Source organism: Spirosoma lacussanchae (genome assembly GCF_005870035.1).
GTDB lineage: Bacteria > Bacteroidota > Bacteroidia > Cytophagales > Spirosomataceae > Spirosoma > Spirosoma lacussanchae.
Map to the genome: position 1 here is coordinate 2,211,386 of NZ_SWJG01000001.1, position 16,610 is coordinate 2,227,995.

10 protein-coding genes and 1 tRNA gene are annotated in these 16,610 nt (G+C 55.3%); 8 read left to right on the forward strand and 3 right to left on the reverse strand.

What is annotated here, in order from left to right:
• Positions 1-258 precede the first annotated feature (258 nt).
• Together FBR45_RS09125 and FBR45_RS09130 are read left to right on the forward strand one after the other, a co-directional pair.
• A complete protein-coding gene (locus tag FBR45_RS09125) occupies positions 259-1,656 on the forward strand; it encodes a tetratricopeptide repeat protein (protein ID WP_138501326.1) in 1,398 nt (465 codons plus the stop codon).
• 109 nt (positions 1,657-1,765) lie between these two features.
• On the forward strand, positions 1,766-6,262 hold the full coding sequence (locus FBR45_RS09130; RefSeq protein ID WP_138501328.1) for a DUF2610 domain-containing protein: 4,497 nt from the start codon (positions 1,766-1,768) through the stop codon (positions 6,260-6,262).
• A 182-nt stretch (positions 6,263-6,444) separates the two neighbouring features.
• Here the strand turns inward: FBR45_RS09130 and FBR45_RS09135 are convergent, their stop codons facing one another.
• Positions 6,445-7,422 carry an AraC family transcriptional regulator ligand-binding domain-containing protein gene (locus FBR45_RS09135; protein ID WP_138501330.1) on the reverse strand — a complete coding sequence of 326 codons (978 nt, stop codon included), beginning with the start codon at positions 7,420-7,422 and terminating at the stop codon, positions 6,445-6,447.
• A gap of 117 nt (positions 7,423-7,539) precedes the next feature.
• On the opposite strand from FBR45_RS09135, the gene FBR45_RS09140 reads away from it, so the two are divergent.
• The 3 genes from FBR45_RS09140 to FBR45_RS09150 all read left to right on the forward strand — a co-directional run bounded on the left by FBR45_RS09140 (position 7,540) and on the right by FBR45_RS09150 (position 11,025).
• Positions 7,540-8,067, forward strand: coding sequence for a nuclear transport factor 2 family protein (locus FBR45_RS09140; RefSeq protein ID WP_171044860.1), 528 nt, complete (start codon positions 7,540-7,542; stop codon positions 8,065-8,067).
• A gap of 48 nt (positions 8,068-8,115) precedes the next feature.
• Positions 8,116-8,490 (forward strand): hypothetical protein, encoded by a 375-nt coding sequence (locus FBR45_RS09145; protein ID WP_138501334.1) that lies wholly within the window; start codon positions 8,116-8,118, stop codon positions 8,488-8,490.
• A 159-nt stretch (positions 8,491-8,649) separates the two neighbouring features.
• On the forward strand, positions 8,650-11,025 hold the full coding sequence (locus FBR45_RS09150) for an ABC transporter permease (RefSeq protein WP_138501336.1): 2,376 nt from the start codon (positions 8,650-8,652) through the stop codon (positions 11,023-11,025).
• A gap of 487 nt (positions 11,026-11,512) precedes the next feature.
• Here the strand turns inward: FBR45_RS09150 and FBR45_RS09155 are convergent.
• Positions 11,513-11,597 (reverse strand) — tRNA-Ser (locus tag FBR45_RS09155).
• A 173-nt stretch (positions 11,598-11,770) separates the two neighbouring features.
• On the opposite strand from FBR45_RS09155, the gene purL reads away from it, so the two are divergent.
• The 3 genes from purL (at position 11,771) to FBR45_RS09170 (ending at position 15,723) form a co-directional block, all read left to right on the forward strand.
• A complete protein-coding gene (gene purL, locus FBR45_RS09160; protein ID WP_138501338.1) occupies positions 11,771-14,032 on the forward strand; it encodes a phosphoribosylformylglycinamidine synthase subunit PurL in 2,262 nt (753 codons plus the stop codon).
• A gap of 35 nt (positions 14,033-14,067) precedes the next feature.
• Positions 14,068-14,886: an inositol monophosphatase family protein gene (locus tag FBR45_RS09165; protein ID WP_138501340.1), complete on the forward strand. Its 819-nt coding sequence runs from the start codon at positions 14,068-14,070 to the stop codon at positions 14,884-14,886.
• A gap of 291 nt (positions 14,887-15,177) precedes the next feature.
• Positions 15,178-15,723 carry a hypothetical protein gene (locus FBR45_RS09170; protein ID WP_138501342.1) on the forward strand — a complete coding sequence of 182 codons (546 nt, stop codon included), beginning with the start codon at positions 15,178-15,180 and terminating at the stop codon, positions 15,721-15,723.
• Positions 15,724-16,042: 319 nt separating this feature from the next.
• Here the strand turns inward: FBR45_RS09170 and FBR45_RS09175 are convergent, their stop codons facing one another.
• Positions 16,043-16,462 (reverse strand): LIC_13387 family protein, encoded by a 420-nt coding sequence (locus FBR45_RS09175; RefSeq protein WP_138501344.1) that lies wholly within the window; start codon positions 16,460-16,462, stop codon positions 16,043-16,045.
• Positions 16,463-16,610 lie beyond the last annotated feature (148 nt).

Here is a 16,610-nt window from a genome sequence, read left to right on the forward strand (position 1 = left end):
TTGCCCTGGAGTGCATTAAGTATTAGCCGGGAAGAGTACGCCAATAAACAACAGTAAAGACCTGACATAAACGACTGAGCCGACTGGAAAACACAGTCGGCTACCCGATTTTGAGCAAATGGTGATGGTATTATTAGTCAGCACTGTACCAATCACCTGCTTTTGCAAAACAAGGCTCTATCTAACCGGGGCACACTTCGCATCGAGTTTTAACCTGTTCTATAAACGTGTCGTAACATCTGCCAAACGCTAATTACTATGAAAATCTCGATCTACGGTTTGCTTCTCCTGTTTGCTTTCTCGGTACAGGTATCGGCCCAACCCGCGGCTGGTCTGGCCCAGGCGTTACGCTACATTAAGGCTGGCAACACGCTCAGGGAGGCTAACCAGTTTGCCCAGGCCGCTAAGTATCTGAGCCTGGGGCTTGCCGGGGCCAAAAATGCCAAAGATGCCTATTGGATGGCGGCAGCCTACGAAAATCTGGGGTGGCTGTATCGGGATATGAATGATGCAACACAAGCTACCTTTTACCTGAACAAAGCGTTTGACCTGTATAAAGGCAAGTACAGCGTCAGCGCCCTGGCTTTGCAGAAGTTCGTGGGTGGTCTTAAGAAACAGGAGGAGATTTACGGTGGCATCGACATCGGGGCCAGAGGGGTAAAAGTGTCGGTAATCGCGCTCCAGTACGCATCGAATGGCCGCCCGAATTTCAGAATTATCAAGGCGGAGTCGATTAACACGGGAGCGGCCGAGGGGACGCCTGCTGCTTTTGCCGCCACCGCCAAAGCCGTTCGCAGCTACCTCGATACACTCCTCAACCGACGGAGCATTGCCCGGAATCGTGTTTTTGTCGTGGGCAGCAGCGGCCTGAAAACTGTGCTGGAGAATGCCAGCAAACTGCCAGACCTGAACAAGGCCCTGAAAACAGAGCTGAGTACGGTATGGCCCGACGACATTCCCTACATCGACGCGGCTACGGAGGCCGAACTAACCGTCCGGGGAACCATTGCCCAGAATGAATGGCTCACAACGGCTACCCTCGATATCGGCAGCGGCAACACAAAGGGAGGCTACTTCACGGCGGATAATCAGTTCGAATATGTTGACTTCCCGGGTACGTCGGCCATGACCCGCAAAATTCAGGACAGTGGTAAACCTGTTGCCCAGTCTGCCCAGCAGGTCTATACGGACGAAATGCAATCGGTGGTGGGGCGGGAGCTGGGGCGCAAGCCGGAGTTTGAAAACCGCCGTAAGATATACGTGTTCGGCGGGATCGTTTATGCCCTGATTACCTACCTGCACCCCCAGGAGACCAACAAAACTGTCGTTCAGTTCAGCTACAAGGATGCGCTGAAGTTTCAGGACCTGGCCATTCGCAATTACGAAGCGCTCACCAATCCTGACATGAGCAGCATCGACAGCGACGAAGTTTTCAAAAAAGCACAGGCCGATGTGAAGACCGTTCGGGAAAAAATCTTCAAACGCGACGAAATCATTGCCGGCGCCACCCTGCTGCGAGGCATCCTGGAGGAATGTCGTCGGAGTAATCCTGAAACCAAAGAGTTTCATTTTCACCGGAACGGTCAGATTGGCTGGATTTCGGGCTTCATCATGAAAATGATCGAAACCGAATATCAGCAGCAGAAAGAACAGTAAATCAGTCCGAACCAGTATATGGGCCGAGGGTCTGAACAGCTGCTGTTCAGACCCTCGGCAAGACGTTTTCTGTTGAGAACAAACCAACTTGTTAACCTCTCCGATACTCATGAAAAAAGTGCTGGTAGTAGGCTGCGCCCTGCTGATGTTGAGCGGTGCGGCTTCGGCTCTTAGGGCTCAGTCGACCGATAAAAAACGCGGCTCTCAGGCGACCGCCGAAGATGCCCCTTCGACCTTTAAAAACATTTACGCGCTGATTGTTGGGGTCAGCACCTACGGCAACCGCGATATTCGGGATTTGGAATTTGCCGACGATGATGCCCAGCTGTTTTACACCTACCTCCTGGCCGCTTACCCCAACCAGGCTAAGCCGGGAAACATTCATCGGTTACTCAACGAGCAGGCTACAGGGGCCGAAATCGAACGAAAGCTGGCCTGGCTTCGGGATCAGGCCAACGAAAACGACCTGGTCATCTTCTTCTTTGCGGGGCATGGCGGCATTGACAACGTTGGCATCAACCGGGGGCAGGCCTACCTGATTCCCTACAAAAGCTCGCTGGCATCGTTGAACGATTCCAGAGCCATCAAAATGACCGAAGTCGATGACTTGATGAATAATCAGATCTCGGTTACTAAAAAAGCGACCACCATCTGTATTCTGGATGCCTGCCATGCGGGAAATAGTACCAATAATCAGCAGATGGCCACCATCATTAACGAACGGCTCAGTCAGCAACAGGGAAACGTAATCAAGATTCTCGCATCTCGGTCCAATCAACTGGCCGCCGAAGATCCATCGCTCTGCGGAGGCCACGGGGTGTTTACCTATTTTCTGATAAAAGGGTTGCTCAAAGAAGCCGACAAGGACGGAGATAATCGGATAAGCCTGGCCGATATGAATGATTTTCTGCCGGGCAAGGTACGCGAGAAAACGAAGGGCAGCCAGGACCCGGTGGTCCAATATCAGAACAACCTGTTACTCAATGGCTGGCAGGGGGGCAGCAAAACCGAATTCGACTGCCTGCTCGACCAGAAAACGGGCTCCTCCCAGCCCATCGCCTACGCCGAGTACGACGAGAAAAAACTGATCGGTGATCAGCTCAATCCAACCCAGATGCGGCACTACGAGCAGTTCACGAAAGCCCTGGCCGCCCGTCGGTATATAGAACCGGCGGGAGATAACGTACTGCACTACTTCGACATCCTGCGCGACGATCGCGTGGCCCCGGCTTTGCTGAACCAGATTCGGGGGCAGTGGAAAGCTGCGTTTCAGGATTATGCCCAGGAGCTGGTGCTGGTTTATTTGAACGAACGCCCCATACAGGACCCTACTGAGTATGAGCGGGCTGCCCGGATGATGCGGCATGTGCTGGACGCATCGCAGCCCTCCGACGATGAGTACAAACGCCTGCAGGCTCAACAAATCTGGCTGGCCAGCTACAACGAATCACAAAAAATAACCCTGGGTATTTACCGAAACTCGCAGAACGAGCAACGGAAACAGCGCCAGGCCATTGTAAATGATCTCAAACGGGCTGTTCAGCTAGATCCCGAAGCGGCTTATCTGTTTAATACATTGGGCCGCAACTTCGAGAATCTGGGCCAGACAGAGGAAGCCAGGAAAGCGTATCGGAAAGCGATTGAACTGGCCCCCCGCTGGACCTACCCTCGAAACAATCTGGCCATTTCCCTCAACGACCGGGAGGAGAAGATTAAACTCTTCGAGGAGTGTATTCAGCTTAACCCCAAAATGGATCTGGCCTACAGTAATGTGGCTCAGCATTATCTGGCAAAAGGCGATACGCTGAAGTGTCGCCAGATGCTGGACCAGGCGCTGGTGCTGTGCAATGCAACAAAAGACGCTTACTACCGATACAGTCTGACCTGGGTGTATCAGCAATACGCGGCCCTATACCGCAAACGGGAGAATCGTCAGTTGGCTGAGTACTATTACAAGCTGGCGGTTGACAACAGTGACCCCAACGACATCGATAGCCGGATGACCCTGGCCAACTATTACAGCGAAATCTACGAGACCAACAAGGTTGATGCGCTTCTCAACGGAATAATGACCCAATGGGCCAACGATGCACGCCCATATGCTGAGTTGGGGTATAAATACCTTCAGATTTCGGATTGGGCAAACTCGGAACGCTATTATCTGGAAGCTATCAACCGGGACAGCCTGAATGCCAACTACTACGCCAATTTAGGAGACATATACAGAAGCACAAAGCGATATGACAAAGCCCTGGAAGCGGCTAACAAAGCCATACGGCTTGACCCCGAAGAAGATACGTATGTGAGTGCCCGGGGTAATGTGTTTCAGGAACAGGGCGAATACGACAAAGCCGTCAGGGATCATGAACAAGCCCTGCGCCTGAACCCGAATTCAGCGTTTGCGCTTGGCAACCTGGGTCATGCTTATACCGTTAAAAAAGACTATGCTAAAGCGGAAGCGTATTTCCGGCAGGCCCAGACGTTACGCAGCCAGTCAGAATACTATTACAGAGGGCTGGGATACGCCCTGTATCAACAAAAAAAGTACCCGGAAGCCCTGGCCGAGTACCAGAAAGCATTGAAAATTAGCCCATCCAACAATGACACCTGGTTAAACTTGGCCGATGTGTACCGGGTAACAAACCGGCTCGATAGTGCCGTCACGATGCTTAATAAGGGGGTTGAGCTAAGTGGATACGTTAAGGAGCGTAAGTATCAGGAAGCAAAACAGCAGTTTTTGCGGACGGTTAGCCAGAATGAAAATATATTCTCTTATTACGCCTTAGGCTACCTGGCAGAGAAAGGCTATGGCGAGCCGACCAACCTGTCGGCTGCGGCCCGGTGGTATAGTTTTGCCGCTGAGATGGGCAATGTCATTGCGGCTCAACGGCTTATTCAGCTGTATCAATCGCGCCAGATTCGCATCGACGACGTGAAGGCAGAGATTGAAAGACTTCGGAAAAACACCGAAAAAGGCCGTAAGAAGTTTACAATTCCGGCAACGCTGGCCGACGGAAATAAAGCCCCGGTAGACCTATACATCGAAGATTTCCCGCCCGATCCCAACGAGCCAATCCAGCACGAACTCCGCCGAATCAAAGAAACCCGCAAAGCTTCCATAGGGCAGGAGGTAATCGACGCTTTTGGGAAGTTATATGCACTGGCCGTGAAGAACGGAGTTTCGTTTCAGGACCTTTGCGTATATGCGCTCAATGCTGCCAATGAAGATAAGCAGAAGACGACCGCCCGGCTGGTGAATTACCCGGCCAAAGCACAGGCTGCTATTCAAAATAACCAGCTGGACAGCCTGAACGCCTACATGCGACAATCGGTCGTTACCTATCTGGGTGTCGATCTGAACGATACCGAAAAATCGACCAAACAGCTAGTAGACTCGCTGCGGGCAGGAACCAGCCAGCCCGGTTTGTTCTATTATGCGCTCGGCTATTTGTTTGAACACGCGCCGGCGGGCCGGTCGTGGGCAAAAGCGGAAACCTACTACCGGTACTCGTTTCAGACGGGCTATGACCCAGCTTATTACCGGCTACTGACGCGCTTCACCCGGGAGATTCCGTCCACTTCGCAAGCCAACTGGCTGCGGGATAACTTTAACCGGAAAATTCAGGGATACACCGTAACCGGTAGTCTGGCCGACAGCTCGAGCCGTAAACTAACCATCTATATCCATGATTTCCCGCAGGATGCCCGAGATCCAATCGCCGATGAGCGCCGACGGTTGCAGGACGTTTTTGGGGCCACACTCTCGCCCGTACTGGTAAAAAATTTCAAAGATCTGTATACTCAGTCGCAGAAGAGCCGACGGTCGTTTCAGGAGCAGGTACAGTTGGCTGTTGCGTCGAAGCCAGCTGAGACCAACGCGGAAGGATCGACCGAAAAACTGGTCAAACAGGGGGACTTACTTTTCGAACAGGGCAAGTACAAAGAAGCCGCATTGGCTTATATGGCAGCGGTAAAACAAACGGACAGTAAAACGCAGCGGGCTGAGTACTGGGTCAAAATCGGTAACAGCATGATGTTGCTGAAGGATCACTCCATGGCGCAGGGGAGCTATCAGCTGAGCGCTTCGTTGCATCCAACGGCCTGGGCGTACTACTGCTCCGGCTACGATTACGCCCTCCAGACAAAGTACGACTCAGCCGCCATCCGCTACCAACAGGCCATTGAGTTAAATCCGGGCCGGGCGTCGTATCACCGGGAGCTGGGGCGGTTGTACTATGACCAAAAGAAGTATCCGGCCGCGATCAACGCACTCAGGCGCGCCCAGCAACTAGACTCAACCAACACCCAAACGTTAAATACCCTGGGCATTAGCCTGACCTATGCCAAACGTTTCGAGGAGGGCTTAGTCTGCTTCCGGAAAGCGATTGAGTTGAACCCGTCCGAATCCAGCGTTTACCTGTATAATATGGCTTGCAACTATGCATTACAGGATAAACGTGCTGATGCTTTGAAGTACCTTGAAGAAGCCCTGAAAAAGAAATACGATGATTATGAGGGAATCAGTAAAGACCCCGACTTTGCTTCCCTTCGCACCACCGATGCGTTCCGGCAACTCATGGCCAGGTATTTTCCTAACCGAAAGTAAACCCCTCCAGCGCCCGGGTACTAACACCCTAACACGTAGGATACACTATACCCGTCGCCAGGGTATCCATCAACCGGGCAGACGAACGCGTTGACGGGTAAAAAAGGGTAGGACCATACTGTGCAGTAGCCAGAGGCCCGCACCCTGGTGGTTTTTTCCATTGGATGAGTCGTTTTGACGCTTCAGACGGAAAGGCCATCAGGGTGCGATTGCCATTTTTTGACGGCATGGAGGTAAGCGCTGGGGCTGGAGTAACCCAGCACGAAGGCGATGTCCTGGGTACGAAGCGAGCGGCCCTGCGCCAGATAGTGCGATAACTGCCGTTTGAGATCGTCGGCAATGGCCCGAAACGAGGTGTTTTCCTGGGTAAGCCTGCGCTGAAACGTTCGGTGGCTCAGCGAAAACTGGGCTACCACCTGGTCCAGCGTTGGCAGCTCGGGGGCGCACAGACTGAGCGTCATGGTACGCACCTGATGGGCAAATGGCGCTTGGGGGTTGGGCGACTGGTCGAGCAGCTGAAGAAAAACCGGGAGCAGGGTTTCAATTTGCTGGAGGTGTCGGCGGTTAATCGGGCCAGCCACCTGCCCTGTCATCAGCCGGAGCCGGTGCGCGTCGGTCCTTACCACCGAACTCTGACACAGCCGCCGGTACTCGCTCAGGTCGTCGTGGGGAAGCTGCACCTCCGAAACCGGCCCTTCAATCATTACGCCCAGCTCGCGGTACATCAGAAACAGCACCGAATCCAGAATATGCCGCCGAACGGCCCCCTCGGGCAGGTCGCTCTGTAGGGTAATGACCAGATGCTCCGGACCAATATCGCTGGTCAGGCTCACTACCGAAAATGTCTGGTTAAGGTAGTCGTCCAGCAGCCGCATCGCCTGCCCGATGCTGGAAGCCGCCAGCGAAATCTGGTAGATCAGGCCCAGAGCCTTCAGATTCAGGAAACAACCATAATGCAGGCCGAGGTGCGTATCCCGGCTTTGTTGTAGCATCTGCTCCCAGACCTGGCAGTACTCGTTGCGACTGACGCGGCCCTGTCCGTCGGTTCGGTCGGCGTCGGGGGTATACAGCAGGCGTTGCAGGGCAGAACGGTCGATGCCTTTGCAGGCGGCATACTCCAGCAGGTTGGCCAGATGAAGGGAGGACAGCGTCGTTGCCATAGTCGGTTGCCGGTAAGCGTTGGCGCAAAATACGCTGAATTTGGCGTAAACTATCAATACCCCCCGCAGCGGCCCGCCGACCTTTGTGCTGTTCAGTTACGCAAACCGAAAATGAGTATGAGCCAAAACCATGTTGCCTACCGATGGATCAGCCTGAGCCTGCTGTCACTGCTTGCGGTTGGCCAGCCCGCACCCGCACAGGTCTATCCGTCAGCTGGTCATCAACCTAATCAGTCCGCAAACGCCCTGACAAATCAACCTACCGACATCGTTACCCGGTTTCTGACCGCCGTTCAGCGCGGGGACCAGGCCCAGCTAGCCGCGCTGGTAGCCCCTAACATCCACTGGTCGCAGCCGGGCCGCCACCGCTTCTCCGGACTGAAAAAATCCAGCCAGGAGGTCTTCCAGATGGTTGGTATCATGATGGAAGCGTCGGCGGGTACATTGCGCTTGACCGACGTCAAACCGCTGATGGTTAATGGTAATCAGGTAGCCTGCCTGGTGCACTGGCAGGCCGTGCAGCCAGGCGGGGGCACCCTGGACGTCGACAATATTGACGTCTATACGGTCGAGGACGGAAAGCTGGTAGCAGCGACCATTTTTTCGGCGGACCTCAGGCAGGAAGACGAGTTCTGGGGCCGCTAAGCCCGCAACGGACGTAAATCATTCTCTTCACCTCAATCGATTATTCCGATGATTTCTCTCAAAACAACCCTCCTCATCAATGGCGTAAGCTCGGCCGCAACGGGTCTGCTGCTGATACTGCTGGCCAGCCCCATAGCTACCCTGTTTGGTGTGGCGGCTACCGATCCGTTCATCGGTGTCGGCCTGTTTCTGCTCGTATTCGGCGTTTTCGTGCTGATTACCAGTCTTAAGACCCCCATCAATCCCCGGGTGGTAAGGCTGATTTGTACGCTGGATATGCTGTGGGTGGTCGCCAGTATCATTGCCGTTGTCTGGCTGGCTGCTACGATCAGTCTGTTTGGTCTGATTGCTATTGTCGCCGTTGCCGTATGGGTAGCTGCCATGGCTTATTTACAAACCAAAGGACTGAGCGCTTTTCCTTAATTCAGCCGGCTGTGCCACGGATGTACTCGGAGCGGACACGGGTGTCCGAATTCGTACAGACCTGACTGGGCAGATGGCCCCTGACAGCCTGCTGGAGGGGTTGCGGGGAGCTGGTATGTTTTTTGACCCAGGCTGACTGGTTCTTCTAAACGCTATCTTATGCTCGGCAACTACGCAAAGGCTTCCTGGCGAAACCTGGTCCGCCACCGCCATTACGCACTCATCAACCTAATCGGGCTGACGCTGGGGTTGGGCGTGGCTATCGTGTTGTTCTGGATCGTTCGGTTTGAATCCAGTTTTGATCGGTTTCACCAACATGCCAACCGGCTCTTTCAGATCCGCAGCTATGACAAATACGGTGAAGTCAACTCGCACGTACCCCAGGGCATTGTCAGGGCGGTACAGACGCAGTTTCCGGGTGTAGAAAAGGTGGCCAGCGTAAAAGGAACCGGCAACACGGTAAGCGTCAAAATCGGGCAGCAAGTTTTCAACGCAACCGGGGTTTTCTACGCGCCACCAGCCCTCCTGGAGATGATCGATGTGGCATGGATCAGTGGTTCGCCCGTTCAGTCGCTGAGTGCGCCCAATCAGGTTGTTCTGGACGAGAAAACCGCTCGCCAGTGGTTTTCGGGGAACGCCATCGGCAAAACGGTTCGACTGGATAACAGGGTCACCCTAACGGTTTCGGGGGTTATCCGCACGAGCCGCCCGAATACCATGTTTCCGATCCGGATGCTAATTTCTTATGCTACGCTGCCCCGGCTGTCGGATGCGTACGCCAACGAGAACCACTGGGGCGGGGGCGATTCCATGTTTCATGGATATGCGTTGCTCAGACCGGATGCGGCTCCGTCTGCCATTGAAAGCGGGCTCAACCGGCTTGCCAGCCTGCATAAAGACGAATCGAACTATGTTTCGTACGAATTGCTGCCCATAACGGAGGCCCATTTCGATATGGACACCGACCCCTTCAACTACGTTATTCCGCGGTGGATGCTCTACACACTCGCCGGTATTGGCGTCTTGCTGATTGTCGTGGCCAGCATTAACTTTATCAACCTGGCTACGGCGCAGGCTACCCGGCGCGGCCGCGAGATTGCCGTCAGAAAGGTGCTCGGTAGCAGCCGAACCCAACTCGCAGCGCAGTTCCTGGGCGAAACGGCCCTGCTGGTTTTTGGGGCCATTGGGTTGGGTAGTCTGCTGGCCACGCAGTGTGTCGGGTACGTTGACCAACTGCTGAACACGCAGGTGGCCCAGTCTGCCGTGTGGAACGGCTCAACCGGTCTGTTTCTGTTGCTGCTGGGAATAGGGGTCACCCTGGTGGCCGGTGGGTACCCGGCGCTGGTGATGGCCAGCTTTCAGCCTGTGGGCATCTTGCGAAGTCGGTTGCCGGCTCCGCATCTGTCGGGGGTAAGCCTGCGGCAGTCGCTGGTCGTCATTCAGTTCGTCATTGCCCAGATTCTAGTCATCTGTACCCTTGTCGGTGTCCGACAGATTCGCTACGTGTATGAAAAAGACCTTGGTTTCGATAAGCGGAACGTCGTAACCGTTCCTATGCCCGACAAGGGAAACGCGGTGGTGCAGGAGCGGTTTCGGCAGCAGCTGAAGCAGCATCCGGACATTCAGGATGTATCATTCGGGTTAACAACGCCATCGGGCCAGCGGAACTGGTGGTGGGAAACGGTACGGCATCACAACCTGCCCAACGGGGAGTATACCTTCCGGTTCCAGTACGCGGACACCAATTACTTTCGTTTCTTCAAGATTCCGGTGGTAGCTGGTCGCTCGTGGACTCGTGCCGATACCAACACAGTAGCTGTCATCAACGAAAAAGCCGCCCGTGATCTGGGCTTCCGGGACCCCCAACGGGCTATCGGCCAATCGATCCGGCTGTATTACGATAAACCATTTACCATTCTGGGCGTGGTGAAGGATTATCATTCGCAGAGTTTGCGGTCGGCGATCGTGCCGCACGTATTCCTGTATGCCGACTGGAATTTTCAGACGGCCAGCATCCGGATAAGACGAGACCAGTCGACCAAAGCGCTGGCCCACATCGAGCAGTACTGGAAAGCCCTCTTTCCCAACCACTATTTTGAGCCGACGTTTCTGGATGCGGAGTTGCGCGCTTTTTACGATGACGAACGTAAGCTGTTTAATTTTCTGACGCTCTTTGCCATGATTGGCATTTTCATTGGCTGTCTGGGCTTGTTCGGGCTGGTATCATTCGTCGTGACGCAGCGTACCAGAGAGATTGGGGTTCGTAAAGTATTGGGCGCCAGCACGGCCAGCCTCGTGGCGCTGCTTTCCAGCGATTTTCTGAAACTCGTTGTCGTGGCTATCCTCATCGCGTCGCCAATTGCCTGGTACCTCATGCAAAGCTGGCTGCAGGCGTTCACCTACAAAGTCAGCATCGAGTGGTGGGTCTTCGGTTTGGCGGGCCTGCTGGCAGTCGGCACTGCTTTACTAACAGTTAGCTTCCAAAGCGTCAAAGCGGCACTTGTCAATCCTGCCAAAAGCCTAAACAGCGACTAGTCCAGCACGTCAGTCCGCCCCTGCCGGTGTCCCTAGTTGGGGGTAAACGACTGACTGTCCAGCCGCGCCCGATCCCGGCCGTGGCGTCGGTTCTGCCGGTCTATGACACCCGATATGTCAGCAGTCGCTCATTTGGCACCTTCACGAATACGCCCTGTTGCCGATGATCGGCCGCAACGAAATTCGACAGGATGATGCCAAATCGAAAGATTGCCTTCAGGGCTGACTCGGCATAGCGCAGTAGCTTGACGGTGCTTGGCTGTGGGGCACGCTAACCGTCTGACTGCCGTAATACGGCCGGGCGGGCTGTTGCCGCACCTTCACCGCATCGGTAGTTTGTTTCTGCGTATTGTTATACCAGATTGTATGATGGGTCAGGGGCTGCCTGTAGTTTTTAAAGTAGCTGAGATCTATTGTTTGGGGAGGGCATAAAAAAAGCCCGAAACGACTATGTCTCGGGCTTCTGACATTATATGAGGTCTTTCTGCAGAGAGAGAGGGATTCGAACCCCCGGACCTGTTACAGTCTTCGGTTTTCAAGACCGACGCAATCGACCACTCTGCCATCTCTCTGTGGTGATGCAAATATACGAACGTTTGCAGATTTGTCAACCCACCCTCGGACTCTTTGGGCCGAAAACCGTAGTTTTGTGGCGTATTTACTGCGTGAACGGGTCAGCAGACCGGCCATTCCATGTCACCCGGCATCCGCCAGCCCCCACGCTCCGTCTTACTCTTTCGCACGAATGGATACCCTCGAAGCTCTCCCCACTGTCGAAACAGCCCGCAAACTGGGCCTGCTGCCCGATGAATATGACCGCATCGTCCAGATTCTGGGTCGCCAGCCCAATTTTACGGAACTGAGTATCTTCTCCGTCATGTGGTCGGAGCACTGCTCCTACAAAAACTCCATCGTCTGGCTCAAAACCCTGCCCCGCGACTCGGATCGGATGCTGGCCAAAGCCGGCGAAGAAAACGCGGGCCTGGTCGACATCGGCGATGGGCTGGCCTGCTCCTTTAAAATCGAATCGCACAACCACCCCTCGGCGCTCGAACCCTACCAGGGTGCAGCAACGGGCGTGGGCGGCATCAACCGGGATATTTTTACGATGGGGGCCCGGCCCATTGCCCAGCTCAACTCCCTGCGCTTCGGCGATCTGAGCCTGCCAAAAACCCGGCGGCTGCTGCGGGGCGTAGTCAAAGGCATCGGCGACTATGGTAACGCTTTCGGGATTCCGACCGTGGGTGGTGAACTGTTCTTCGACGAGTGCTACAACACCAACCCGCTCGTGAACGCGTTCTCGGCGGGTATCGTGGCCGCGGGCAAGGTAGCCAAAGCGACCAGCTACGGCGTCGGGAACCCGGTCTTTATCGTAGGCTCGGCCACGGGTAAAGATGGTATTCACGGTGCTACCTTCGCGTCGGAAGACATCAGCGCGGCTTCGACCGATAAGCTGCCTGCCGTACAGGTGGGAGATCCGTTCATGGAGAAGCTGCTGCTCGAAGCTACGCTGGAGATCATCGCAACGGGCTACGTAATCGGTATTCAGGACATGGGCGCGGCCGGGATCATCTGCTCGACTTCCGAGATGAGCGCGAAAGGGGAACACGGGATGCGCATTGACCTGGACCTCGTACCCACCCGGCAGCCGAACATGGCGCCGTTCGAGATTTTGCTGTCAGAGTCGCAGGAGCGGATGCTGGTGGTGATTGAAAAAGGAAAGGAGCACATCATTCAGGGCATCTTCGACAAGTGGGACCTGAACTGCGCCCAGATCGGGGAGGTGACCCCCCCGGCTCCGGAAGGTGGAGGCCGACTCCATTTCTACCGCCACGGCGAACTGGTCGCCGACGTACCGGCCCACGACCTCGTGCTGGGTGGGGGCGCCCCGCAGTACCAGCGCGAATACCGCGAACCCGCCTATATAAAGGAATACGAAGCCTTCGACGCCGACGACGTTGACGATATCGACACCGACGAGATCCGGAAGGTAGCCGAGCACCTGCTGAACCACCCCAATATCTGCTCGCGCCGGTGGGTCTATGAGCAGTACGACTCCATGGTCGGCACCGCCAACCGCAGCACTAACGCCCCGTCCGATGCCGCCGTGGTGCGGGTAAAAACCCCCGAAACCGGCCTGAGCAACAAATCCATCGTGATTACGGTCGACTGTAACAGCCGGTACGTGAACGCCAGCCCGCGCCGGGGGGCTATGATCGCCGTGGCCGAGGCCGCCCGTAACATCGTCTGTACGGGTGGTGAGCCGCTGGCCGTTACCAACAACCTGAACTTCGGCAATCCCTACGTACCGGAGGTCTATTGGCAGTTTGTGGAGGCCGTTCAAGGCATGGGCGAAGCCTGCCGCCGGTTCAGTACCCCCGTAACGGGCGGTAACGTGAGCTTCTACAACCAGTCGTCGGACGACGGGCCGGTTTTCCCGACGCCAACCATCGGGATGCTCGGTCTGATGGAAGATCCGTCGAACCAGATGACGCTGAACTTCAAAAACGAGGGTGATGTCATCTTCCTGATCGGTCCGTCGACCAACGACATTTCGTCGTCGGAGTACCTGTATTCGTACCGCGGTATCAAAGCCGCACCGGCCCCTTATTTTGAGTTCGACACCGAGTGGCGCGTGCAGGAAGCGACCAAGACCATGATCCGGAACGGCTGGCTGCAGTCGGCCCACGACGTATCGGACGGCGGTCTGTTCGTGGCGCTGGCGGAGTCGGCCATGACCGGCAACAAAGGCTTCACCATCGAAACCGACGACCGGCACCGGACCGATGCTTTCCTGTTTGGGGAAGGCCAGAGCCGGGTGGTGATATCGGTATCGGCCGACCAACAGCAGCAGGTAGAGGCTTATCTGGAAGATACGATTCTGCCTTTCGTGAAGCTGGGCCTGGTAACGGCAACCGGTGAGTACGTCATCGACGGCAATACCGTGATGACGAGTGCCGATGCCAAAGGGCTATACGAACCTGCGTTAAGTACCATCATGGCCTGATACTCCAACGGCCTGCCGACTAACTAAACGGACCAATGCGCTATAATCTGGCTGAACTGACCGATCAAATTGTGGTTATTGCCCGCTCGGCTGGCGCGTTCCTGCTTCAGGAACGCGCTCAGTTTCAGCGTGAAGCGATCGAGTACAAAGGGTTGAACAACCTCGTTTCGTACGTCGATAAGGAAACCGAGAAGCAACTCGTTGCCCAGCTGCACGCGCTGCTGCCCGAAGCCGGCTTTATTACCGAAGAAGGTACAACGGGGCAGATCGCCGACCAGACGGCCCTCAACTGGATCATCGACCCCCTCGACGGAACTGCCAATTTCATTCATGGCCTGCCGGTTTTCTCGGTCAGCATCGGCCTGGCCGAAGGCAGCACCCCCATTGCGGGAGTCGTGTATGATCCGAACCGCGACGAGTGTTTTTCGGCCTGGCAGGGTGGGGGCGCCTACTGCAACGGCAGCCCCATTCGCGTATCGGCGGCCCCGACGCTGGGCGAGAGCCTGATTGCAACGGGGTTTCCGTACTACCGCTTCGAGCAGATGCAGACATACCTGCATATTCTGGAGTCGTTGATGCAGCAAACGCACGGCCTGCGCCGGATGGGTTCGGCGGCTATCGACCTGGCCTATGTGGCAGCGGGTCGGTTCGAGGCTTTTTACGAGTACAACCTGAACTCCTGGGATATGGCTGCGGGGGTACTGCTGGTGCGCGAAGCAGGCGGTACCGTCAGCGACTTTGCGGGTGGTCAGGAGTACCTGTTCCGGGGCGACGTCATTGCCGGGGGTGGAGTACATCCCGAACTGCTGCGGGTTATCCAGGAGCACTGGAACGCTGCGACCAGCCCACTATAAGGGGGTACTGCTCAAGAAAAGTTACAAGCTCAATTAATTCAGGGACGGCCCAATCGATACCGGATCGATTGGGCCGTCCCTGTTTTGTGAATGGTGAATACGTAGGGGCCAACGGCTCTCACCGTGGGGACCACGGTGGGACGAGGACCTAGACGATTAGAGTGACGCGGCTCATCGATCGCTGTGGGCTGGAGGGGCGGTTTAGGGTTGAGAATTGACCGCTTGCTCATTCGGGTTTGTTGTTGAGTTGGTTGAGACGACTAACGGGGCAGTTGTTTACGAACCGAAATTATGAAAAAGCTACCGTATCTGCTCCCACTGCTAGTGGTGCTCCACCTGTCCGCAAACGCCCAGCGGACCGAAGTGAAAAATGTAACGGCCCGCGAGTATCAACGCCAGTTTGACCGGCTGGTGGCTCAAGGCTATCGACCCATCAGCGTATCGGCCAACACTCTGCAGGTTATCGATTACCAGCCCGGCGAGCGACCTCAGCTGGGGTATTGGGGCGTCTTCGAGAAACGGCCTGACACGACGCCCTGGGCGGCCCGGCACGCCCTAAGCCACGAGGCCTACCAACGCGAGTTTAACACCTGGACCCGCCAGGGGTATATGCCGACCAGTATCAACGTGGCGTTCATGGATGGGCAGACCAGCTACTGCGTGATTTATGACAAGATACCTAACCCACCGGCCTGGGTGGCCCGACACGGGATAAGCTACGCTGAATTTGCCAGAACCAATGAGGACCTGCTTCGGCAAGGCTACCGGCGTACCATCACCAGCCAATGCCAAACGCCAGCCGGACGGGTGATGGCTGGCCTGTGGGTGAAGCGGTAGGCGGTCTGCGCGTTGGGGTTGGGTAAATCAAAACGGGCTGGTCTCCCGCGATGCAAACGCTTGCTCTGGCTGGGCGAACCCGGATAGGGGATACGCCCCTGTACGCCATCAGGGTACCAAAGCCAGAGAAGAAAAACTACTTTCTTCAGCACCGTTGCCATGTACTGCGGGATGCATATGTTACTCTGAACCTTATCGTCAACGGTTGCTTGCTTATAAAACAGGGGGCTTGGCCCCTATGAACCGTAATTGACAGACCTCAAGAGGGTCAACTCACTTGGACAACGGCTGTAAGTAGCAGAATAGGGGCGTCGCTGAGTTACTGGTTCATTAAGATGACTACGTAAGCAACCACGTAGCAAATCAGGGCCGTCGACACACCCATGAAGGGAATCGTAAACCAGTATGTTCTGGCTAACCAAGCGTAAAACCCAGTCGTAAGGATTGTCATGATGAAGAAAAAAGGGTCGGACCGGACATAACCAAAGTAGCGAAACGCCAGATAGAAATTAATCAGTCCAATGAACAGGAGCCCACTGCTGTGACTGGCGTTGAATCCAATCCACGCCTTCCACATATTTATGGCAGGGCTCAGCACTGGCTTAGAGGCTTTCATCTGCTCGACCATCTGCTTGTTTTCGGACAGAAATGCAGTGGTAAAAAACGTGAGGTACAGGTGAATACCGCCCAGGGCAGCGATGATCAGCGAGCCAGTCATCCAAAGATATTTTGACAGCATAGCGAAAAGGCTTTGGTCGACAATAAGAATTAGCAAACAAGACTTACGAGCCTGGCTCTCAGCCTTAACCAGTATACTGGCTTACTGTTGGTAAATCAGGGTCTGATTGCCTGTAGGGTTGCACTTGCGAGTGAACCCTGATTCTGGC